Raw genomic sequence first — 22,422 nt, 5'->3', positions numbered from 1 at the left:
GGTTCGGGGGTCACCCTATGCCCGCCGGAGTCGCGATCAGGTGACGGTCAGGTACCTGTCCACGAATCTTTCAGGCGGGTGAGTCCTTCGTGAAGACTGACCCGCGGGACGTAGCCGAAGTCACGCGTCGCCGGCGCCATGTCGTACCAGTGTGTCGTGCTCAACTGCTCGGCGAGGAAGCGTGTCATCGGCGGTTCGCCCTGCAGACGCAGCAGCGGCCAGACCGATTCGCAGATCGCGCCGATCGCATACGCCGCGCCGAACGGCAGCGTCTTCGTCACCTGCGGCGCACCGGCGGCGGCGAGCAGCGCGTTGACGATCTCGCGCACCGTCGTCGGTTCGCCGTTGCTGATGAAGTAGGCGCGACCCGCGCATGTCGCGCCCGGCGCCAGATGGTCGAACGCATCGAAGTGCGCCTGCGCGGCGTTGTCGATGTATGTGGTGTCGATGCGGTTCTCGCCATCACCGACGAAACGCAGGCGCCCGGCCCGCGCGCGTTCGACCAGTCGCGGCAGCAGCTGCTGGTCACCGGGTCCCCAGATCAGCCGCGGCCGCAGCGCAACGGTGGCGAGGTCCGGTCCGTTCGCGGCGAGCACCGCCTGCTCGGCGATCTTCTTGGTCGTCGCGTACGGCGCCTTGAAGTCCTCGCCGTAGGGCACGGTCTCCGCGGTGCCGCCTTCGACCGGATGCGTCGCCCGGTGGGTCACGCTCGGCGTCGAGGTGTAGACCAGCCGGCCGATGCCGTGCGCGCGGCAGGCATCGAGCACGTTCTGCGTGCCGACGACGTTGGCCTGGTGATAGCTCTCGTAGCTGCCCCAGGCGCCGGCCTTGGCCGCGTTGTGGAAGATCGCGTCCATGCCCTGCGCGGCAGCGCGCACGGCGTCCGCATCGGCCAGATCGCCGCGGACCTGGCGCACGCCGATCGCATCGAGCTCGGGGTAGTGGCCGCGATTGAAGCTGGTGACGTCATGGCCGCGTTCGACGAGGCCGCGGCACAGGGCCTGGCCGAGGAAGCCGCCGCCACCGGTGACCAGGATCCGCATTGCCGACTCCACACGTTGCAGGGCCGCACACGATAGCGACGCCCGCCGGGCTTGGCGACGCGCCCATGGCGCCGACGACTGCAAGTCGCTGATCCGCCTGCACTTCAGAATTCTTCATTCGCCTATCAGGCACTTCAGACGGGCTTCGGGTGCAGTGCGGCTCCCTCGACCGGAGTCCGTCCATGCAGTCCTTGTCCCGCCTCGTCCTGTCCGCGTTGCTCGCCCTGTCCGCCGCGCCGCTCGCGGCCGCTTCACCCTCGCCCGGCACCGACTGGCCGGTCGCCGACGCAGGTGCACGTGGCTGGAACACCGGCCGGCTCGCCGCGCTGGATGCCGCCATCGCCGGCGGCGAAGCGCCCGATACCACCAGCGTGCTGATCGTCCACCGCGGCGCGTTGATCCACGAGGCCTATTTCAACGGGGCCGACCGCGACACCCTGCACAACACCCGCTCGCTGACCAAGAGCGTGACCGCGCTGCTGGTCGGGGCGGCGATCGACCGCGGGCTGATCGACAGTGTCGATGCGCCGGTCCTGGGCTTCTTTCCCGACCGCACGCCGGCGCATCCAGGCGCGTTCAAGACCGCCACGACGGTCGAAGACCTGCTGACGATGAGCGCGCAGTGGGAGTGCGACGACAACAACGAGTTCTCGTCCGGGCACGAAGAGCGGATGTACGTCAGTGCCGACTGGATCCAGTTCGCGCTCGATCTGCCGCAGCGCGGCTATCCCGCCTGGACCAAGCGTCCGGCTGACAGTCCCCACGGCCGCGCGTTCGCCTACTGCACGGCGAACGCGTTCCTGCTCGGCGCGATCGTCGAGCGCGCGAGTGGTATGTCGCTGGAACGCTTCGCTGCCGACGTGCTCGAGCGCCCGCTGGGGATCGCATCCGCAAGCTGGCATCGTTCCTCGGACGGCACCGGCATGGGCGGTGGCGGCACGGAATACCGCAGCCGGGATCTGGCGAAATTCGGACAGCTGATCGTCGATGGCGGTCGCTGGCACGACCGGCAGATCGTGTCGGCCGACTGGGTGCGGGCGATGGCGCAGGTGCACGCGCAGACGCCGTTCGATGCCGACTACGGCTACCAGATGTGGCGCTTCCCGTTCAAGGCGGGCGACCGGCAGGTGCACGCGTGGGCGATGTCCGGCAACGGCGGCAACTACGTGTTCGTGGTGCCGGAATCGCAGCTGGTCGTGGTGATCACCCGCACCCGCTACAACCAGCGCGGCATGCATGCCGAGTCGCAAAAGCTGTTCGCCGATTACGTGCTCAGCGCGATGCCGTGACCGCATCGTTGGGCAGCCGGCCGGACGCCTGCACCGCGGCGCGTTCGGCCGCGAGCGCCGTGTCGATGCGATGCAAGGCGGCGTCGAACGCCGGCGCGGTGCGCAGATCCGCGAACAGCGGCGAGACACGCAGGTAGCCGGCATTGCGGAAGCCGGCGGTGATCGCGGCATCGAGTGCACCGAACGCGGCGGCGTTGTCGCCGGCCTGCACCTGCAGCAGGGCGGCTTCGACACCGTCGAACGGATCGGAGCCGCTGGCGAGTCCGGCGCGCAATGCATCGGCGCGTGCGCGCAGTGTGGCGACGTCGGGCGGCGGCACTGCACCGATGCGCCACGCCATCGTCTCGGGCAGGCTGGCGTGGGGTTTGCGCGCACGCGCCTGCTGCACAGCTTCACCCGCCGCGATGTGTTCGCCGCGCAACAGGGCGAGTTCCGTGGACAGCAGATGCAGGCCGGCGTGATCCGTGCCGCGCGAGATCGCTTCATTCAACGCGGCCTGCGCTTCGTCCGGACGGCCGTGTTCGTAGAGGAACGTGGGCCAGGCGAGATTGGAGAACACGCTGTCCGGATACAGCTGGAAGCTGCGCCGGTACCGCGCTTCGGCTGCGGCGGTGTAGTCGAGCAGGTCGAGGTTGGACGCGATCTGCAACTCCAGGAAACGCACGCGCTCCGGTGCGCGCACATCCAGGTTCGCGGCCAGCGCCTCGGCGATGTGGCCCTGTCGTGCCTGCAGGTACGCGGCCGACGCACGGCTGCCGTCGGCCGCGGGATCCAGCTGCACGGCGCGCGTGTAGCCGGCCAGCGCGGCGGTGACTTCGCCGCGGCAATCGTGTGCATACGCGAGCGCGGTGTGTGCAGCGGAGGATTCCGGCTCTCGCGCAACTACGGCGTCTGCCAGCGCCAGCGCCTGCGCTGCATCCTCGGCATTGCCGCTGTAGAGGCACAGGCGTGCGCTGTAGGCGCGGCTCAGGCCGAGCTGCGCGGTGCTGTCGTCCGGTGCTTCCTGCAGGCGTTGCCGGTACAGCGCGATGGCGCGTTCGTTGTTCGCGGGCTGGCCGATGGCGGCGTAGTACGCCGCACGTTCCAGTAACGGCGAGACGACCGGCGTTTCCGATCGCGGCCACAACCACCAGAGCAGCGCGCCGAGCACCGGCACTATCAGCAGCACAGCGATGTGCAGGGCACGCGGTCGCCGTTTGATCTCGACGGCCGCCGGCGTCGCCGGCGCTTCGACCCGCGGTTCGCTGCACAATTGATAGCCCTGCCCGCGCACCGAACGCAGATAGCGCGGCTGCCGGCCGTCGTCGCCCAGCGCCTGGCGCAGCAGCCGCACGCGCTGGGTGACGGTTTCCTCGCCCACGTGCGCGGGCGCCCACACGCGCTCGATCAGTTCGTCGAAGCCGACCACGCGTGTGCCCTGCCCCAGCAGCACATGCAGCAGCCGGAAGCTGAGGCCGGCCACCTCCAGCACCTGGCCGTCATCGCGGACCACGCGTTGCCGCGCGACATCGATGCGGAGATCGTCGAGCCGGTAATGCGCCGGCGCGGTGTCAGCCGACACGTGTCGCCGCCCATGCGGCCAGGGTCTCGCGGCCGATCTTGGCGTTGTGGCGGATGTCGACCGGGAAACCGGGATGGAACAGCACGCGCGCGATGCGCCCGGTGTGGACGAAGCCTTCGCCGATGTGGCGCAGTGCGTCGGCGATGCGCGCCTGTTCCGTCTTCGCGACACCGGCCTCCAGTTCCACGCACAGCACCGGCGTCTGCGCGCCCTTCGGACCGACGCCGACCAGCGCGGTGCGCTTCACCTCGGCGTGCACGTTGAACACCGGTTCGACCTGTTCGGTGCACAGCGTGCCGGTCGCGGTCACCACGCGGTGGCCCTTGCGGCCGCAGAACCACAGCCGGCCTTCGGCATCGAAGTAGCCGAGGTCTCCCATGCGATGGACGATGCGCGTGCTGCCGTCGGGCAATGTTTCGGTGATCTTCGCCAGTCGCGTCTGCGCGTCGCGGTTGAAGTAGGTGTCGGTGGCGCTCGGTCCGGCGACGGTGATCTCGCCGACCTGGGCGCCGGGCACGCACAGCGCGTCGGACCACGTGGGAATCGCGTCGTCGTCGACCCGGATGATGCGCACTTCGTTCGGCGGTACCGGTCGGCCGACGCAGGTGCCGGCGCCGTGTTCGGTGCGCGTGCGCAGCGCCAGCAGTTCGCGGCCTTCGACGACGGCGACCGGCAGGCATTCGGTTGCGCCATAGGGCGTCCAGAAGCGCGCGTCGTCCGGCAGCAGTTCGAGAATCTTCGCGACCGTGTCCGGCGGCACTGGCGCACCGGCCGAGGTCACGCGGCGCAATGTCGCCAGCGGTTTGCCGTACTTCGCGAGCACGCCCATCAAAGCGGGGGAGCCGAACAGCTGGTCGACGCCGAAGCGTTCGATCGCCGCATGCAGCTTGCGCGGGTCGGCCTTGGCCGGCCGGGTCGGATCCATGTCCGGAATGATCGAGGTCAGGCCGAGCGCGGGATCGAAGAGCGCGAACGGCGGGAACGTCGGCAGGTCGATCCCGCCGGCGCCGATGCCGAACGCATCGCGCAGCATGTCGATCTGCGCGGCGAAATGGCGATGCCGGTAGACCACGCCCTTCGGCACGCCGGTCGAGCCGCTGGTGAAGAGGATCGCGGCGACGTCGTCGCCGGCCGTCGCGGCGAGTTGCGGACCGGCGCCCGCGCCGGCGCGTTCGACATCCGCCAGCGTCGCGTCACTGAGCACCGCCCAGCGCCCGGTGGTGATGCGTACGCGCGCCGATTTCGCCCAGCCCAGCAAGGCTCGTGCGAACTGCGCCAGCGGAATGCCGATGAAAGCCTCGGCGCCGGCTTCGTCCAGGCACTGCTTCAGCGCGCGCCTGTCGATGCCCGGATCGACCAGCACCGGCACCGCGCCGGCCTTGAACAGGGCGAACATCAGCAGGAAGAACTCGGGCGTGGGCCGCACCATCAGCACCGTGCGCGTGCCGCGGACGACGCCGCGCGCGGCGAGTCCGGCGGCGATCGCGTCGCTGCGCGCATCGAGCGCGCCGTAGGTCAGGGCGTGTGCATCGGCGTAGCGGCCATCGGGGCCGGGGCAGCGCATCGCGATGCGATCGGGCGCTGCGTTGGCGAGCCGCGGCAACGCGGCGGCGATATTGACCGGGGCGGCCCGGACAGAAGTGTCGACATCCATCGCCAAGAGGATACCGGCAGCCGCCCGTGCGCCGGCCGCGGCGGCTACGATGGCGGCCTCACGATTCGAGACCCTGCCATGCGCGCGACTTACGCCCGTTCGTCCCTGTACCGCGTGTCGGTCGTCGCGGCGCTGCTCGCGCTGCTGGCGCTATTGCCCGGTTGCGCCAGCGCCGGCAAGCAGGGCACCGCGCTCGAGCGCGCGCAGTACGCCTGGACCGGCGCGGTCCGCTGGAACGACATGAAGACCGCCTGGCAGCTGGTCGACCCGGAGTACCGCACCGCGCATCCGGCCAGCGAACTCGATTTCGCCCGCTACGAGCAGGTGCAGGTCACCGGCTACCGCGAGACCAGCGCCACGGCGACCAAGGAAGAAGCGCTCCGCGAGATCCAGATCGGCGTCGTCAACCGCCACACGATGGCCGAGCGCACCGTGCGCTACACCGAGCGCTGGCGCTGGGATGCCGCCGCCGGCACCTGGTGGATCGTCGACGGCCTGCCGGATCTGTGGGCCGGCGAATGACCCCGCCCGGCCGCCATCGGCCGCCCGCCGCCGGGCGGTCATGGTGGTGTGCGACAATCGCCGCCCGCTGCCATACCGCGATCCGTCCGTGAATTTCGAAGAACTTCTGGCCTTCCTGGGCCGCAACCAGATGCTGTCGCTGATCCTCGCCGCATTGACGGTGGCGATCGTCTTCAACGAGATCTCGCGGCTGTTCCGCGGCTTCAAGGTGCTGCGCCCGGCCGAACTGACCGTGCTGGTCAACCGCGACAACGCCCTGGTCGTCGACCTGCGCCCCGCCGCCGACTTCGGCAAGGGCCACATCCCGGGCTCGAAGAACGTGCAGATGAGCCAGTTCGATCCCGAGAGCAAGCAGCTTGCGCCTGCCAAGGCCCTGCCGGTGGTGCTGGTCTGCAAGACCGGCAGCACGGCGAGCGATGCCGCCAAGCGCCTGAAGAAAGCCGCCTTCGAGAACGTCTACGTGCTCGACGGCGGCATCGGCGGCTGGCTGCAGGCCGATCTGCCGCTGGCCAAGGGCCGCGGCTGAGCGCAGCGGTACCGCCTCGACGGAATGCCATAATCGGCAATCCGTCTCACCCAACATTTTTGCCGGAGTCGATTTACATGTCCGAAGAACAGGCCACCAACGGCGCCAATGGCGCAGCCCCGGCGCAGCCGACGGGCGCGCAGTTCAGCGTCGAGAAGATCTACGTCAAGGACGTCTCGTTCGAGTCGCCCAAGTCGCCGGCGATCTTCAACGAGCAGGCCCAGCCGCAGCTCAACATGAATCTCAACCAGAGCGTGCAGCGCGTCGGCGACAACGCGTTCGAAGTCGTGCTGGCGATCACCCTGACCTGCACGACCGGCGAAGACAACGCCAACACCGTGTACGTCGCCGAAGTGAAGCAGGCCGGCGTGTTCGGTCTGGCCGGTTTCGACGGCAACACCCTCGACGCGCTGCTCGGCACCCAGTGCCCGAACGTGCTCTATCCGTATGCCCGCCAGCTGATCGGCGATCTGATCCAGGCCGGTGGGTTCCCGCCGTTCCTGCTGCAGCCGATCAACTTCGATGCGCTCTACGCCGAAGGTCTGCGCCAGCGCGGCGCGCAGGGCAACGAGCAGCCCACGACCGACCAGATCGGCAACGCCTGAGCGTGACCGATCGCAAGACCGCGGTCGCGGTGCTGGGCGCGGGCTCCTGGGGCACCGCGCTCGCCTCGCTGATCGCACGCAACGGGCACCCCACCACGCTGTGGGGCCGTAACGCGGCGCAGATCGAGGCGATCGACCAGCGCCACGAGAACCCGCGCTACCTGCCGGGGATCCCGCTGCCGGACAACCTGCGCGCGACCACCGATCTGGCCCATGCCCTCGACGGCGTCGGCCTGATCCTGGTCGTCGTGCCGTCGCATGCGTTCGCCGAAACGCTGGAACTGCTGGCGCCGCTGCGCCCGGCGGGTGTCGGCGTGTCGTGGGCGACGAAGGGCTTCGAACCCGGGTCGGGTCGCTTCCTGCATGAAGTCGCGGGCGCGCTCGTGGGTGAGGACGTGCCGCTGGCCGTCGTCACCGGCCCGTCGTTTGCCAAGGAAGTCGCGTCCGGCCTGCCGACCGCGATCACCGTGCAGTCGGACGACGCCGACTTCGCCCAGACCGTCGCCGACGTGCTGCACGGCCCGACGTTCCGCGCCTACACCGGCACCGACATGCGCGGCGCCGAACTCGGCGGCGCGATGAAGAACGTGCTGGCGGTGGCCACCGGCGCGGCCGACGGCATGGAGCTGGGCCTCAACGCCCGCACCGGCCTGATCACCCGCGGCCTCAACGAAATGCTGCGCCTCAACCAGGCGATCGGCGGTCGTGCGGAAACCCTGATGGGCCTCGCCGGTCTCGGCGATCTGGTGCTGACCTGTTCCGGCGACCTGTCGCGCAACCGCCGGCTGGGTCTGGCGCTGGGCCGCGGCGAGAAGCTCGAAGACGCGGTCCGCGCGATCGGCCAGGTGGTCGAGTCGGTACAGACCGCCGATGAAGTCATGCGTCTGGCCGAGCGTCACGGCATCGAACTGCCGATCTCCAGCCACGTCCGCGCCGTGCTGCACGGCGAGATGACGCCGGCCGAAGGTCTGACGCGATTGATGGCGCGCGAGCAGAAGCCCGAGTTCGAATAAGAAGCTCGGGCCGAAGGCCCGACCTAAGTCCCTCTCCCTCTGGGAGAGGGGGGACCATCCGCAACGCGGATGGTGGGGTGAGGGCAGCGCAGAACGTGCTTTTCCTGCCTCTGAAACCCAGGCGGAATCCAGGACGCGGCGCACTAACCCGATCGTCGTCTCCGCGGCTTTCAACAGACGAATGTCTGGCCAGGCCGGAATCCAGCGACTTTGCGTACACAACGCGGATTCGCACCAAGACCAGACGCAGCGGTTCGTCTCGGTTGCAATCTCGCCCCTGCAACTGCCGCTGCGAACACTTCAAGTCTCTGGATCCCGGCCTGACCAGACATGCGTCTGTTGAAAGCCGCCGGGATGACGGCAAACGGGCGTTCGTGGGCCATCCGACGCGCTGTCAGTCATGGCATCGCCCAAAAAAAGAACCCGACCATCACTGGCCGGGTTCTGGCGATTTCCGGGAGAGAGAGAGGCGCCGGGGAAGCGCTGGGGACCGGAAACCGCGGGGGAGCGGTGTGGCGCTTACCAGGTCAGACGCGGACCCACGAACCACTGGGTGTCGCCACCCTTGATCAGCTTGATGTCGCCGGCGACGCCGAAGTTCGGGTTGAACTTCCACTGCGCGCCGAGGCGGCCGTAGAACTCGCTGTCGAAGCCGCTGTCGAGATCCTCGTAGCCGGCCAGTGCGTAGCCTTCCAGCGCCGGCAGCAGCGCGGTGCGCGCGCCGACTTCGACCGAATAGCCGTCGGCGTTGATGCCGCGGCCGAAGTCGAGCTTCTGGTAGGCCACGCGGGTCAGCAGGTCGGTGCGCGGCGTCACTTCGTGGTTGTAGCCGACGCCCAGACGCCACTGGTCACGGTCGAGCGGGCTGTTGTCGACGCTCTCGCGGGTGTAGTCGCCGAAGGCGTGGAAATTCGGAAGGAACGCGGCGGAACCGCGGATCGACCAGCCGTCGGAATCGACGTCACGGTTGACCGGGGCGATGTCGGATTTGCTGGCCGAGTAGCCGCCTTCGACGTAGTTGTAGGACAGACCTTCGGCGGCAGTGGCGGCGAAGGGGAGCGCAGCGGCGAGCGCTGCGATCGGAAGGAGGCGCTTCATTCGGGGTTCTCTCTCCGGCCGGACCCTGCGTGGAGCCCGGCTCTTATGGGTGCTGCCTTGAAGAAATGCCGGCCCGGGTGACAGGGAGGGGATGCGCTTCGAGGGGAGGGGAAGCACGGCCACCCGGGCCGGTATGGCGCATTCTCGACCTGCGCGTGCAACCGGCGCTGAATATTGAACTCCCAAGTACAGGAACTTTTGGCGTGGTGTTCAGGTCGCGGTGCAACCGTTTCCAACTTCCCCGCGTCCGGCCTGCCGTCGATGCCGGGCCGGTTGTGCCGGGCGTACGCCGCTGGCGTGTTATTGACCGCCGGCGTACCCGTGCTGGCGCCAGGCCTCGAACACCACCACCGCGACCGCGTTCGACAGGTTGAGGCTGCGGTTGCCCGGCTGCATCGGCAGGCGCAGGCGCTGGCCGTCGGGCACACGGGCCAGCACGTCGTCGGGAAGGCCGCGGGTTTCGCTACCGAACAGGAAGGCGTCGCCCGGCGCGAATGCGGGGGCATCGAAGCGGACGCTGTTGCGCGTGCTCAAGGCGAACAGGCGTGCGGGCTGGATCGCGGCGAGCGCCGCATCGAGATCGTCGTGTACCTGCAGCGTCGCGTACTCGTGGTAGTCGAGCCCGGCGCGGCGCAGGTTGCGGTCGTCGAGGTCGAAGCCCAGCGGCCGCACCAGATGCAGCCGCGCACCGGTGTTGGCACACAGGCGGATCACGTTGCCCGTATTGGGCGGAATCTCGGGCGTGTGCAGGATGACGTCGAACATGGGCCGGACCGGGCTGCGGGCCGGCCATTGTCGGTCACCAGGGCAGCGTCGCGCCGGTCCAGTCGAGGAAGCGGCCGCTGTCGTCGGGGCCCAGGCCGTCGATGACCTTGCGCAGGCCGGCGACCGAATCTTCCGGCACTTCGCTGGCCTGGGCGCCGCCCATGTCGGTCTGCACCCAGCCCGGATGCAGGGCGACGACGACGATGCCGCGCTCGCGCAGCGCGTGCGCCAGCTGCACGGTCGCCATGTTCTGCGCGGCCTTGCTGATCGCATAGCTCGGCGTGCCGAAGCGCGCGGTGTTGGCGATCGAACCGAGTTGCGAGGACAGGTTGGCGACGCGCGCGCCGTCGACGAGCAGCGGCGCCAGCGCCTGGGTCAGCAGCAGCGGGCCGGTGACGTTGGTGCGCAGGCTGTCGTCGAGCGTGTCGGCGGTCAGCGTGCCAAAGCGCTCGCCGCTGTGCAGTACGCCGGCGTTGTTGATCAGCACGCCGATGCGCGCGTCGTCGCCCGCGGCCAGCGGCCATTCGCGCACCAGCTCGTCGCGCGAGCGGGCATCGCCGACGTCCAGCGGCAGCACCTTCAGATGGCCGGGGTGTTCGGCGGCGAGATTATTAAGCGCGGTGGCCTTGCCGGGATGCCGGCAGGTCGCGACGACGCGGGCGCCGTCGGCCAGCAGCTGGCGGACGAATTCGAGGCCGAGGCCGCGGTTGGCGCCGGTGACGAGGGTCCAATGGGTCATGGCTGTGCCTTGGGGAAACCGGGCTTCGATGCTAGCGGGCGCGTCGTGAGGATCAGACGGGCAAGGCCGCGCAGCGCACTGGCGTGCGGCCAGATCGAGGCGGGTCCGCAATCTGCGCCTTCCCCCGCGAGCGGGGGGTGAGAGCGACTCGCTTGCGCGGCACCGCCGCGCGAGTCGATCGAACGACCGGCGCGCTGCGCCGGGCCGGACAGGCCGGGATGGGGGCGAACGCCCGGATCACGGCAGGAACGGATCGCACGCGTTGCAGATGCCTGGAATCCGGACACCCGTCAGCCTGGCCGTTCGCCCCCACCCAACCCTCCCCCGCAGCGCGGGGGAGGGCTTCGATCCGCTGCGACGATCGCCTCGACCGCGAGCAGAGGCCCCACCATGACCTGCGGCCCGTGCCGAAGGCACCGCCGCTGGCTACGATGCGGGTCCAACTCCGCCAGATTCCAAGGACCGGCATGTCCGTCGACCGTCTCCGTACCGCTCCGACCCGCCCGCGCGCGGCCCTGCTCGCGCTGGCCACCGGCCTCGCCCTGTCCGGCATCGCCGCGGCGCCGATGGCGCTGGCCGCACCGCCCGCCCAGGCCGCCGGCGTCGACATTCCGTACGAGACCTTCACCCTGCCCAACGGCCTGCGCGTGGTGGTGCACACCGATCGCAAGGCGCCGATCGTCGCGGTCAACATCTGGTACCACGTGGGCAGCAAGGACGAACCCGCCGGCCGCAGCGGCTTTGCGCACCTGTTCGAGCATCTGATGTTCCAGGCCAGCGAGAACCACGACGGCGAGTTCTTCGATCCCTTCAAGCAGGTCGGCGTGACCGACCAGAACGGCACCACCAACACCGACCGCACGAACTACTTCCAGAACGTGCCGACCACCGCACTCGACATGGCGCTGTGGATGGAATCCGACCGCATGGGCCATCTGCTCGGCGCGGTCGACCAGGCGGCGCTCGACGAGCAGCGCGGCGTGGTGCAGAACGAGAAACGCCAGGGCGAGAACCAGCCCTACGGCCAGGTCTGGGACAAGCTGACCCGCGCGCTGTACCCCAAGGGCCATCCGTATCACCACGGCGTCATCGGCTCGATGAACGACCTCAACGCGGCCTCGCTCGACGACGTCAAGCAGTGGTTCCGCACCTGGTACGGCCCGAACAATGCGGTGCTGGTGCTGGCCGGCGACATCGACGTGGCCACCGCGCGCCGCAAGGTGGCGCAGTACTTCGGCGACATTCCGGCCGGCCCGACGATGGCGCAGCCCGCCGTCGACGTGGCCAAGCGCAGCGCCGACACCCGCGAGACGATGGAAGACCAGGTGCCGCAGGTGCGCATCTACCGCGCGTGGAACGTGGCCGAACTGGGCACCACCGAGATCGATCACCTGCAGGTGCTCGGCAGCATTCTCGGCGGCGCGAAGGCGTCGCGCCTCGACCGCCGCCTGCTGCACGACGACCGCCTGGTCGACAACATCAGCGCCGGTGCCTACGGTTCGCAGCTGGGCTCGAACTTCGTCGTGATGGCGACCGTGAAGCAGGGCGTGGACCCGGCGACCGTCGAAGCGGCGATCGACGAGGAACTCGAGCGCCTGATCAGCGAAGGCCCGAGCGCCGAGGAACTCGAGCGCGCCAAGACCGGCTTCCGCGCCGGCTTCGTGCGCGGCATCGAGCGCATCGGCGGCTTCGGCGGCAAGGCCGACGCGCTGGCCGAATGCACCGTCTACGAGGGCGATCCGGGTTGCTTCCGCGACTCGCTCGCGAACGTCGCCGCGACCACTGCCGAGGACGTCAAGGCGGCCGGCGCCAAGTGGCTCGATGTCGGCAGCCACACCATCACCGTCGTGCCGGGCGCACGCACGCCGCTGGCCGAAGAACCCGCGGTCACGCCTGCGCCGTTCACCCCGCCGGCGCCCGATGCCAAGTACACGACCACGCGCAGCACCGTCGACCGCAGCACCGGCGTGCCGAAGACCGCGTCGTTCCCGGAACTCAAGTTCCCGGCGCAGGAGCGCGCCACGCTGTCCAACGGCACGCAGGTGATCCTCGCGCGCCGTCCGGAGATTCCGGTCGTGCAGCTGAGCTACGAGTTCAAGGGCGGGTACACCGCCGACCTGGGCCGCACACCGGGCACCGCGAGCTTCACGATGAACGTGCTCGACGAAGGCGCCGGCGGTCTGGGCGCGCTCGACTTCGCCGACCGCGTCGAAGCGCTGGGTGCGAGCCTCGGCGCGGGCGCGTCGCTCGACGGCAGCAATGCCTACGTCTCGGCGCTGAAGGAAAATCTCGACCCGTCGCTGGCGCTGTTCGCCGACATGCTGCGTCGCCCGAACTTCGACCAGAAGGAAATCGACCGCATCAAGGCCACGTGGATCGCCGGCATCGCGCAGGAGAAGGCGCGCCCGTCGAGCGTGGCGATGCGCGTGCTGCCGCCGCTGGTCTACGGCGCCGGTCATCCGTATGCGATTCCGTTCACCGGCAGCGGCACCGAAGATGCGATCGCGAAGCTCACGCGCGACGAGCTGGTCGCGTTCCACCGCGACTGGGTGCGTCCGGAAGGCGCGACGCTGATCGTCGTCGGCGACACCACGCTGGACGAGATCGTGCCGATGCTGGAGCGGCATTTCGGCGACTGGCGCGGCACCGGCCCGGCGCCGGCGGCCATCGAAGTCGCCGAGGTCGCACGTCCGACCGCCCCGCGCGTGTTCCTGATCGACCAGCCCGGCGCGGTGCAGGCGAACATTTTCGCCGCGCAGGTGATTCCGCCGACCAACGATGCGTCGTCGACCCGTTTCGACATGGCCAACACCGTGATCGGCGGCGATTTCACTGCGCGCCTCAACATGAATCTGCGCGAGGACAAGCACTGGTCCTACGGCGCGCGCAGCTCGGCCAGCGGCACGCTGGGCCAGCGTCCGTGGATGGCGTCTGCGCCGGTGCAGATCGACAAGACCGCCGAGGCGATGGCCGAGATCCAGCGCGAGCTGACCGATTTCGCCGATGGCGACCGTCCGGCGACCGCAGCCGAACTCGCACGCGCCCAGGCGATCAACACGCTGAGCCTGCCCGGCGCCTACGAGACCGCGTGGTCGGTGATGTCGACGATCGGCGGCAACGTGCGCTTCGGCCGTCCGGACGACTACGTGTTCCAGCGCAAGGCCGAGATCGAATCGATGACCGTGGCCGACCTCAGCGGCGTGGCGACGACGATCGATCCCAAGGCACTGACCTGGATCGTCGTCGGCGATCTCAAGCAGATCGAGGCGCCGATCCGCGCGCTCGACCTGGGCGAGGTGCAGGTGCTCGATGCGGACGGCAAGCCGGTCGCGCGCTGACACCCGTCCAACGTCCTGCTGCGCTTGCCGGCTGGTGCGCGCAGCAGACTTGAACAGGTTCCGCGGGCGGTGATCGCCCGCTCAGCCGATGCCCGCCACAATGGCGGGCATCGCGTCCTAACCCATCCATCCCCGGAGCATTCCGAATGCGCAAGTCCCTGACCGTGATGCTGCTGTCCCTGTCCGCCGTCGGCTGCACCTGGGTGCACATGGCGCCCGGCGCGAGCGCGGTGCGTGTGACGAGTGCGGCGCCTGCCGACTGCCAGAAGCGCGGCGAGGTGGAAGTTTCGGTCAAGCACAGCATCGCGTTCGTCGAACGCAACCAGCTGCGCGTGCGCGAGGAACTGGAAACCCTCGCCCGCAACGAGGCGCCCGGTCTCAACGCCGACACGATCAGCCCGCTGGGCGAGCCGGCCGGCGGCAGCCAGCGTTTCGGCGCCTGGCAGTGCGGGCGCTGACCGCGCACGTCGCGATCGATCGAGTCCTGATCAGGAAAGCGCGCGCGAGCGCGCTGTCTGCATTGCGCCTGCGGGCCCGCTGATCCACTAGCATCGACCGGTCACCCGCCGAGGATCCGCCGATGCATCGTCTCGCCACCGCGCTGCTGTGCGCCTGCGCCGCCCTGCCTGTTCTGTCGCACGCGCAGGACGCGCAACGTCCCGAAGTCGCCAGTGCGGCGACTGCGCTGCAGGCCAAACTCGTCGACTGGCGGCGCGACATCCACCAGCATCCCGAGCTCGGCAACCGCGAGACGCGTACCGCGGCGCTGGTCGCGGAGCATCTGCGCAGCCTCGGCCTCGAACCCAAGACCGGCATCGCGCACACCGGCGTGACCGCCGTGCTCAAGGGCGGCCGCCCCGGCCCGAAGATCGCACTGCGCGCGGACATGGACGCGTTGCCGGTGACCGAACAGACCGGCCTGGCGTTCGCCTCCACCGCGACCACGACCTATCGCGGCGAACCCACCGGCGTCATGCACGCCTGCGGTCACGATGCGCATGTCGCGATCCTGATGGGCGTGGCCGAAGCGCTGGTCGGCATGCGCGAGCAGCTGGCCGGCGAAGTGCTGTTCGTGTTCCAGCCCGCCGAGGAGGGCCCGCCCGACGACGAAGACGGCGGCGCGTCGATGATGCTGGCCGAAGGCATCTTCCGCGACTTCAAGCCCGACGCGATCTTCGGGCTGCATGTGTTCTCGACGCTGCAGGCCGGCCAGCTCGGCGTGCGCGGTGGCCCGCTGATGGCCGCCTCGGACCGCTTCAACATCAAGGTCATCGGCCGGCAGACGCACGGCTCGCGGCCGTGGGGCGGCATCGATCCGATCGTCGCCGCGGCCGACCTGATCGGCACCGCGCAGACCATCGTCAGCCGTCGCACCAACATCTCCACGTTGCCGGCGGTCGTCAGCTTCGGCGCGATCAAGGGCGGCATCCGCTACAACATCATTCCGGACAGCGTCGAGCTGGTCGGCACGATCCGCACCTTCGACGAAGACGTGCGCCGCGATATCTTCGCCGACCTGAAGAACGTCGCCGAACACGTCGCCGCCGCGCATGGCGCGACCGTCGAAGCGCAGGTGCCCGACGCCACCGGCAACCCCGTCACCGTCAACGACCCCGCCCTGACCGCGCGCCTGCTGCCGAGCCTGCAGGCCGTGGCCGGCGCGGAGAATGTCGTCGAAACCCCACTCAACATGGGCGCCGAGGATTTCGCGTACTACGCCAAGGAAGTCCCGGCGATGTTCTTCTTCGTCGGCGCGACGGCGGCAGGCAAGGACCCGGCGACCGCGCCGAGCAACCATTCGCCGCAGTTCGATCTCGACGAATCCGCGCTGGATCTCGGGCTGCGGGCGATGCTGCAGGTGAGCCTGGATTATCTGGATGCGGGAGAGGGTTGAGGCGTTTTCGAGCGTGAGCGCAAGTCGCTGGGCCCCGGCGTGACCAGACATGCGTCTGTTGAAAGCCGCCGGGGCGACGGATCGAGGGCTGACGCATCCGACGCGGACTGGCTAACGGCCTGACCTTCTGACGCCCTGACGTACGCCCCCCACGCAGCGCCCGTCATCCCCCCGGCGCTAAAATCCCCGCATGTCCCCCCGAACCCCCATCGCGGCCGCGCCGCCCATTCCGCTCGGCCGCGAGGTCGCCTATCCGCGTCATTACGATCCCGGCCTGCTGTTCCCGATCGCGCGCACGCTCGGTCGCGCGGAAATCGGCATCGGCGCGGCGCTGCCCTTCGTCGGTCACGACCGCTGGCATGCCTACGAGCTGAGCTGGCTGGACACGCGCGGCAAGCCGGTCGTGGCGACGGCGACGATCACCGTGCCGGGCGATTCGCCGCATCTGGTCGAGTCGAAGTCGCTGAAGCTCTATCTCAACTCGCTCAATCACACGCGCTTCGACACGGCCGATGCCGTGCTTGCGCGTGTCATCGAGGATCTGTCGCAGTCCGCCGGTGCGCGCGTCGACGTCGTGTTCGGGTTGCCCGCGATGGCCGACATCGCGCACGACGGCGCATCGATCGACGCGCTGGAGGTCGAGATCGCCCGCTACGGTCCGCCGGACGCGTCGCTGCTCGCGGCCGATGCCGGCGAGATCGTCGAAGAGCAGCTGACCTCGGCGCTGCTGAAGTCGAACTGCCCGGTCACCGGTCAGCCCGACTGGGCCAGCCTGCACATCGCCTATCGCGGGCCGCGCATCGATCGCGCCGCGCTGCTGCGGTATCTGGTGTCGTTCCGCGATCATGCCGAGTTCCACGAACAATGCGTCGAGCGCGTGTTCGTCGATCTGCTGGCGCGCTGCGGTGCGCAGGCGCTGTCGGTCGAAGCGCGCTACACGCGGCGCGGCGGGCTGGACATCAATCCGTGGCGGGCAACGCCCGGGCACGCCATGCCCGCGCGCCTGCGCGACGAACGGCAGTAGGCGATTGCCCGCCCCGCGCGATGGATTCTTAACGCGGCGCATGGGAGCCTGCGCCGTCGCCTCCACGCACGCCCGGCCATGACGCCTTCCCGCATTCCCGACCCCCACCCGATGCGCACGTACGTCGTGCGCAAGGGTGACAGCCTGTCCGGAATCGCCGAATCCGAACTCGGTGCGCGGGACCGCTGGCGCGAGCTGTTCGACGCCAACCGCGACGTGCTCGACGATCCCGATGCCCTCCATGCCGGCCAGGTGCTGCAGCTGCCTGCCGCGTGACCGATTCCCGATTCCAGGAGTTTCCATGACCCGATCCGTCGTCCTGACCCTGGCTGCCGCACTCGGTGGCGTGCTGCTGCTCGCCGGCTGCAATCGCGATGCGCCCACCACGGCGCCGCCGCCGGCACCCACCGCGCCCGAACCGCCGCCGGCGCCGACACCGCCTGCACCGGCCACGGTCACCAGCGTCGAACTGGGCAACGCCGTCGACGACCAGAACCGCGTGTCGACGCCGGCGTCGGAGTTCGCGACCACCGACACCATCTACGCGTCGGTCGGCACCGAGGGCGAAAGCGCGGCCAAGCTCGCCGCGCGCTGGACGTTCGGCGAAGGCCAGCTGGTCCGCAACACCGAGGCGGATGTCGCCGCCGGCCCGCAGGTCATCGCCTTCGACATCCACCATCCCGAAGGCTGGCCGGTCGGCACCTATAAGTTGGAGATCTCGCTCGACGGCACGGTGGTGGAGACGCGCGAGTTCTCGGTGAAGTAAACCGCAGCGCGCACGGCTTCGAACACGAACGCGGCTCCGGCCGCGTTTTTTCGTGGTGCGTGACATGCGCACCATGCTGTCCCGTATGTCTCCGCGCAGGCGCGTGCCTTCCGCGACCTGCGCAAACGCGCGACAATCGAGGGGCTGTGTCGTCCGCACGCAGCGGCCGTCGACGGCCGATCCGCGGACGCGCCGGCACGCGCGGCCACTGGATGCCGCGACGCGCGCCGGCCACGCAATTCCCCCCGTTTCCAGACGAGACACGCCCGCATGTCCGATACGCCGAAGATCCTCTACACGCTCACCGACGAAGCCCCGTACCTGGCGACGCAGTCGCTGCTGCCGATCGTCGAGGCGTTCACCAAACCGGCGGGCATCGCGGTCGAAACACGCGACATCTCGCTGGCCGGCCGTATCCTGGCGCAGTTCCCGGACGTGCTGACCGACGACCAGAAGATCGGCGATCACCTCGCCGAACTCGGCCAGCTGGCGACCACGCCCGAAGCCAACATCATCAAGCTGCCGAACATCAGCGCCTCGGTGCCACAGCTGAAAGCTGCGATCAAGGAACTGCAGGGCCTGGGCTACGCGCTGCCGGATTACCCGGACACGCCGAAAACCGACGAAGAGACCGACATCAAGGCGCGCTTCGACCGCACCAAGGGCAGCGCGGTGAATCCGGTGCTGCGCGAAGGCAACTCGGACCGCCGCGCACCGAAGTCGGTGAAGGCGTTCGCGCGCAAGCATCCGCACCGCATGGGCAAGTGGGCCGGCGATTCGAAGTCGCACGTCGCGCACATGCGCGAAGGTGATTTCTACGGCAGCGAACGCTCCGCGACGCTGGAGAAGGCCGGCGCGCTGAAGATCGAACTCGTCGGCAGCGACGGCGCGACGACGGTGCTCAAGGATGCGGTGAAGGTGCAGGCCGGCGAGATCGTCGACGCCGCGGTGATGTCGCGCAAGGCGCTCGCCAGCTTCATCGAAGCGCAGATCGAAGACGCGAAGGCGCAGGACGTGCTGTTCTCGCTGCACCTCAAGGCGACGATGATGAAGGTCTCCGACCCGATCATGTTCGGCATCGTCGTGCAGGCGTTCTATCGCGACGTGCTGACCAAGTACGCCGACGCACTGGCCCAGGTCGGCTTCGATGCCAACAACGGCATCGGTGACCTGTACGCGCGCATCACGTCGCTGCCGCAGGACCAGCAGGACGCGATCCGCGCCGACATCGATGCGCTCTACGCGACACGCCCGAAGCTTGCGATGGTCAATTCCGACAAGGGCATCACCAACCTGCACGTGCCGAGCGACGTCATCGTCGACGCCTCGATGCCGGCGATGATCCGCGACTCCGGCGGCATGTGGAACGCCGAAGGCAAGCTGCAGGATGCCAAGGCCGTGATTCCGGACCGCTGCTATGCCGACGTGTTCCAGGCGGTCATCGACGACTGCAAGACGCACGGCGCGCTCGACCCGACGACGATGGGCTCGGTGCCCAATGTCGGCCTGATGGCGCAGAAGGCCGAGGAATACGGCAGCCACGACAAGACGTTCCAGATCCCCGGCGACGGCACCGTGCGCGTCACCGACGGCGACGGCAACGTGGTGTTCGAACACGCGGTCGAGAGCGGCGACATCTGGCGCATGTGCCAGACCAAGGACGCGCCGATCCAGGACTGGGTGAAGCTCGCCGTGAACCGCGCGCGCCTGTCCGAGACGCCGGCCGTGTTCTGGCTCGACAAGCGCCGCGCGCACGACGCGCAGGTGATCGCCAAGGTCGAGACGTACCTCAAGGATCACGACACCGCCGGTCTCGACCTGCGCGTGTTGCCGCCGGTCGAGGCGACGACGTTCTCGCTCGATCGCATCCGCAAGGGCGAAGACACGATCTCGGTCACCGGCAACGTGCTGCGCGACTACCTGACCGACCTGTTCCCGATCATGGAACTGGGCACCAGCGCGAAGATGCTGTCGATCGTGCCACTGATGGCCGGTGGCGGCCTGTTCGAAACCGGCGCGGGTGGCTCGGCGCCGAAGCACGTGCAGCAGTTCGTCGAAGAGAACTACCTGCGCTGGGATTCGCTCGGCGAGTTCCTCGCGCTGGCCGCGTCGCTCGAGCATCTCGGCAACGCCTACGACAACCCGAAGGCCAAAGTGCTGGCCGCCGCGCTCGACGTGGCCAATGGCCGCATCCTCGACGAGAACCGCTCGCCGGCGCGCAAGGTCGGCGAACTCGACAACCGCGGCAGCCACTTCTACCTCGCCCAGTACTGGGCGCAGGCGCTGGCCGACCAGAATGACGACGCCGACCTGAAGGCGACGTTCGCACCGGTGGCGAAGGCGCTGACGGACGGCGAAGTGGCGATCCTGTCCGAACTCAACGGCGCGCAGGGCAAGCCGGTCGAGATCGGGGGTTACTACCATCCGGATCTGGCGAAGGTTATTGATGCGATGCGGCCGAGCCAGGCGCTCAATGCGGCGATCGATTCGCTCAAGCAGTAAGCGTTCGCTTCAACGCGTTACCGACAGGCCCGCTTCGGCGGGCCTGTTGCGTTTTTGGCTTCGCTTTGCTTTTTGACTTGCCTTCGCCGTTGCCGTTGCCGTTGCCGTTGCCGTTGCGGTGATTTTTCCTGACGGCGCTTCAAACCTACGTACCCGGAGGGCGCCGCACATGGATGTGCGGCGTTTTCCGACCGAGGCAAGATGCCGAGTCGGAAAATCCCGGAACGAACAACGCGCCATGACGCTGTAATCGGGGCTGGCCCTTTTCTTTGGTTCCGTTTCTTTTGGGCCAGCAAAAGAAATGAACCCGCTCGCCGCAAGGCGAGTGGAAGCGTTTGACGTTGCTTCTCCCGCTGGAGGCAAATGCACAGGCGTAGATCAAACGCTTTCGTCCGCTGACGCGGCCGAGTTCATTTCTTTTGGTTGACGCCAAAAGAAACGGAACCAAAGAAAAACGTCTCCCCGACACGTCCACAGCCCGCGGCTTCGTGTGCACAGGGATTTTCCGACTCGGCATCCTGCCTCGGTCGGAAAACGCCGCACGTCCTGTGCGGCGCCCTACGGGTCTGCAGTCGCTACTGCGTCATCGAGATTTGGGAAGAGCGAAGCAACTGCAACTGCAACTGCAAAGCTACGGCTGCACGGCTGCATCCGCCGGAATCGTCCACCCCTGCACCAGCGCATAGAGGATCCGCTGATCCTCCGCATCCAGCGGCCCATCGGCCAGCGCGCGGAACCGCAAGCGGAACGCCCGCGCCGTCGCATCGAGATCGTCGACCGGATAGCCCACGACGCGCAGCGCCTGCACCACGTCGAAGCCCGGCGGCGCCGGCGGCGTGTCGTCGCGCGGCCAGACGCCATAGCCATGCTGCGCGAGACGCTTCCACGGAAAATGCACGCCGGGATCGACCTTGCGGCCAGGCGCGAGGTCCGAGTGGGCGATGAAGTTTTCGGGCGGAATGCGCCAGCGCGTCTTCAGATCGCCCAGCAGCACCAGCAGGCTCTCGACCAGCGGTTCGGTGAAGGGCACGCGGCCGTTGTTGTCGAGTTCGATGCCGATCGAAGCGGAGTTCACGTCGCTCACCGCGCCCCAGCTGCCGGCGCCGGCATGCCAGGCGCGGTCGAGGTCGGAGACCAGCTGGTAGCGCGTGCCATCCTGGCCAATCAGATAATGCGAACTCACGCGACCGCCGCTGTTGGCAGTGCGCAGCGTATCGAGACTGCGCTGCACCGACTCCTGCTCGGTGTAGTGCAGCACCACCAGCACCGGTCGACGTGCATCGTGATTGCTCGACGGCACCCAGGTGGCGAGCGGATTGCGGGGCGACTGGTGGGCACAGGCCGACAGCAGCAGCGCGGCCAGCAGAACGAGGGGAATGCGCATGTCCGCATTGCACCCGCTCGCGCGCATCGGCGCAAGCCGCGCAGTCAGCGATCGAGCACCACGCGCACGTCGATGCGGTCCTGCCGGTGTTCCATGCGTGCTTCGTACCAGCAGCCGTCGCTGACCAGGCGTTCGCATTTCCAGGACAGGAAATCGAGTGACCAGGACCCGTGCACGGCCTGGCTGCGCTGCAGGAATGTCGCCAGCTCGAACACCGCTTCGAGCCGGTGATCCTCGCGCGCGGACCAGTCGGTCCAGGTCAGCAGCCAGTCGTAGTTCGCGGGTGGGCGTGTCGGTGATTGCATCGGTCGTGTCGCATCGCGCGCGCGTTGCGCCTCGCGACGGTCTGCAGCGTCAGTCGGGTGTCGGGGTTCCACCGGTTCGCGGACACGAGCAAGGCCGGGATCCCGCACGATGCGCAGCACCTCGATGCCGCCGCGTGTGTCGCGTGTCGCGATCTCGTACCACTCGCCGGTCCGGATCAGCCGTGCACTGGCCCAGGACACGAAGGCGAACTGCCAGTCCGTACCGGTCATGCCGCTGCGGTGGATGAAGTCGGAGAGTGCGACTTCGAGCGTTTCGCAGCCATCGTCCGTCGGCCCCCAGTACGGCAGGACCGTCAGCCAGTCGAATCGGATGTCCGGCGGCCTGGGCATGGGCGTGGGCGATCGCCACCCGCGTCGGCGGACCGACGCGGGT

Annotated in this window: 20 protein-coding genes; 12 read left to right on the top strand and 8 right to left on the bottom strand. The window is 68.7% G+C overall.

Features of this window, described 5'->3' with window-relative positions; all coding sequences use genetic code 11:
- Positions 1 to 47 precede the first annotated feature (47 nt).
- Positions 48 to 1,043 carry a 2-alkyl-3-oxoalkanoate reductase gene (gene oleD / locus V3391_RS07275; RefSeq protein WP_332077775.1) on the bottom strand — a complete coding sequence of 332 codons (996 nt, stop codon included), beginning with the start codon at positions 1,041 to 1,043 and terminating at the stop codon, positions 48 to 50.
- A gap of 182 nt (positions 1,044 to 1,225) precedes the next feature.
- Between oleD and V3391_RS07270 the strand changes: the two genes are divergently transcribed.
- On the top strand, positions 1,226 to 2,332 hold the full coding sequence (locus V3391_RS07270; RefSeq protein ID WP_332077774.1) for a serine hydrolase domain-containing protein: 1,107 nt from the start codon (positions 1,226 to 1,228) through the stop codon (positions 2,330 to 2,332).
- Here V3391_RS07270 and V3391_RS07265 read toward each other — a convergent pair.
- The gene (locus V3391_RS07265; RefSeq protein WP_332077773.1) at positions 2,316 to 3,893 is read right to left on the bottom strand and encodes a winged helix-turn-helix domain-containing protein; all 1,578 of its coding nucleotides are present in this window, start codon (positions 3,891 to 3,893) and stop codon (positions 2,316 to 2,318) included. The two genes, V3391_RS07270 and V3391_RS07265, sit on opposite strands and share 17 nt — an antisense overlap.
- The gene (gene oleC, locus V3391_RS07260) at positions 3,883 to 5,547 is read right to left on the bottom strand and encodes an olefin beta-lactone synthetase (protein WP_332077772.1); all 1,665 of its coding nucleotides are present in this window, start codon (positions 5,545 to 5,547) and stop codon (positions 3,883 to 3,885) included. Before oleC ends, V3391_RS07265 begins: the two co-directional genes overlap by 11 nt.
- Positions 5,548 to 5,625: 78 nt before the next feature.
- Between oleC and V3391_RS07255 the strand changes: the two genes are divergently transcribed.
- From V3391_RS07255 to V3391_RS07240, 4 genes are all read left to right on the top strand, one after another.
- The gene (locus tag V3391_RS07255) at positions 5,626 to 6,069 is read left to right on the top strand and encodes a hypothetical protein (protein ID WP_332077771.1); all 444 of its coding nucleotides are present in this window, start codon (positions 5,626 to 5,628) and stop codon (positions 6,067 to 6,069) included.
- 88 nt (positions 6,070 to 6,157) lie between these two features.
- Entirely contained in the window at positions 6,158 to 6,595 is a 438-nt protein-coding gene (locus V3391_RS07250) for a rhodanese-like domain-containing protein (RefSeq protein WP_332077770.1), read from the top strand.
- A 77-nt stretch (positions 6,596 to 6,672) separates the two neighbouring features.
- Complete coding sequence (gene secB, locus V3391_RS07245) at positions 6,673 to 7,200, top strand: protein-export chaperone SecB (protein ID WP_332077769.1); 528 nt, start codon at positions 6,673 to 6,675, stop codon at positions 7,198 to 7,200.
- 2 nt (positions 7,201 to 7,202) lie between these two features.
- Entirely contained in the window at positions 7,203 to 8,213 is a 1,011-nt protein-coding gene (locus tag V3391_RS07240; protein ID WP_332077768.1) for an NAD(P)H-dependent glycerol-3-phosphate dehydrogenase, read from the top strand.
- Between the two features lie 519 nt (positions 8,214 to 8,732).
- On the opposite strand, the gene V3391_RS07235 is transcribed toward V3391_RS07240, so the two are convergent.
- From V3391_RS07235 to V3391_RS07225, 3 genes are all read right to left on the bottom strand, one after another.
- Entirely contained in the window at positions 8,733 to 9,311 is a 579-nt protein-coding gene (locus tag V3391_RS07235; protein ID WP_332077767.1) for an outer membrane beta-barrel protein, read from the bottom strand.
- Between the two features lie 300 nt (positions 9,312 to 9,611).
- Positions 9,612 to 10,076 (bottom strand): tRNA (cytidine(34)-2'-O)-methyltransferase, encoded by a 465-nt coding sequence (locus V3391_RS07230; protein ID WP_332077766.1) that lies wholly within the window; start codon positions 10,074 to 10,076, stop codon positions 9,612 to 9,614.
- Between the two features lie 34 nt (positions 10,077 to 10,110).
- Positions 10,111 to 10,815 (bottom strand): SDR family oxidoreductase, encoded by a 705-nt coding sequence (locus V3391_RS07225; RefSeq protein WP_332077765.1) that lies wholly within the window; start codon positions 10,813 to 10,815, stop codon positions 10,111 to 10,113.
- Between the two features lie 467 nt (positions 10,816 to 11,282).
- Between V3391_RS07225 and V3391_RS07220 the strand changes: the two genes are divergently transcribed.
- The 7 genes from V3391_RS07220 to V3391_RS07190 all read left to right on the top strand — a co-directional run bounded on the left by V3391_RS07220 (position 11,283) and on the right by V3391_RS07190 (position 20,339).
- Entirely contained in the window at positions 11,283 to 14,153 is a 2,871-nt protein-coding gene (locus V3391_RS07220) for a M16 family metallopeptidase (protein ID WP_332077764.1), read from the top strand.
- Positions 14,154 to 14,299: 146 nt separating this feature from the next.
- On the top strand, positions 14,300 to 14,611 hold the full coding sequence (locus V3391_RS07215) for a DUF4156 domain-containing protein (protein ID WP_332077763.1): 312 nt from the start codon (positions 14,300 to 14,302) through the stop codon (positions 14,609 to 14,611).
- 122 nt (positions 14,612 to 14,733) lie between these two features.
- Positions 14,734 to 16,047, top strand: coding sequence for a M20 family metallopeptidase (locus V3391_RS07210; protein WP_332077762.1), 1,314 nt, complete (start codon positions 14,734 to 14,736; stop codon positions 16,045 to 16,047).
- A gap of 190 nt (positions 16,048 to 16,237) precedes the next feature.
- A complete protein-coding gene (queF, locus tag V3391_RS07205; RefSeq protein ID WP_332077761.1) occupies positions 16,238 to 17,071 on the top strand; it encodes an NADPH-dependent 7-cyano-7-deazaguanine reductase QueF in 834 nt (277 codons plus the stop codon).
- A 78-nt stretch (positions 17,072 to 17,149) separates the two neighbouring features.
- Positions 17,150 to 17,347: a LysM peptidoglycan-binding domain-containing protein gene (locus V3391_RS07200; protein WP_332077760.1), complete on the top strand. Its 198-nt coding sequence runs from the start codon at positions 17,150 to 17,152 to the stop codon at positions 17,345 to 17,347.
- Positions 17,348 to 17,372: 25 nt separating this feature from the next.
- Positions 17,373 to 17,837 (top strand): hypothetical protein, encoded by a 465-nt coding sequence (locus V3391_RS07195; RefSeq protein WP_332077759.1) that lies wholly within the window; start codon positions 17,373 to 17,375, stop codon positions 17,835 to 17,837.
- A gap of 270 nt (positions 17,838 to 18,107) precedes the next feature.
- A complete protein-coding gene (locus V3391_RS07190) occupies positions 18,108 to 20,339 on the top strand; it encodes an NADP-dependent isocitrate dehydrogenase (protein WP_332077758.1) in 2,232 nt (743 codons plus the stop codon).
- Between the two features lie 631 nt (positions 20,340 to 20,970).
- Here the strand turns inward: V3391_RS07190 and V3391_RS07185 are convergent.
- Both V3391_RS07185 and V3391_RS07180 read right to left on the bottom strand, forming a co-directional pair.
- Positions 20,971 to 21,723, bottom strand: a complete 753-nt coding sequence (locus V3391_RS07185; protein WP_332077757.1) for an N-acetylmuramoyl-L-alanine amidase — start codon at positions 21,721 to 21,723, stop codon at positions 20,971 to 20,973.
- Positions 21,724 to 21,767: 44 nt separating this feature from the next.
- Positions 21,768 to 22,379 carry a hypothetical protein gene (locus V3391_RS07180; RefSeq protein ID WP_332077756.1) on the bottom strand — a complete coding sequence of 204 codons (612 nt, stop codon included), beginning with the start codon at positions 22,377 to 22,379 and terminating at the stop codon, positions 21,768 to 21,770.
- Positions 22,380 to 22,422 lie beyond the last annotated feature (43 nt).

It is taken from the genome of Luteimonas flava (genome assembly GCF_036584485.1).
Lineage (GTDB): Bacteria > Pseudomonadota > Gammaproteobacteria > Xanthomonadales > Xanthomonadaceae > Luteimonas > Luteimonas flava.
Note: the sequence above shows the minus strand (reverse complement) of the source record. Positions and strands in the feature narration are given on the sequence as shown.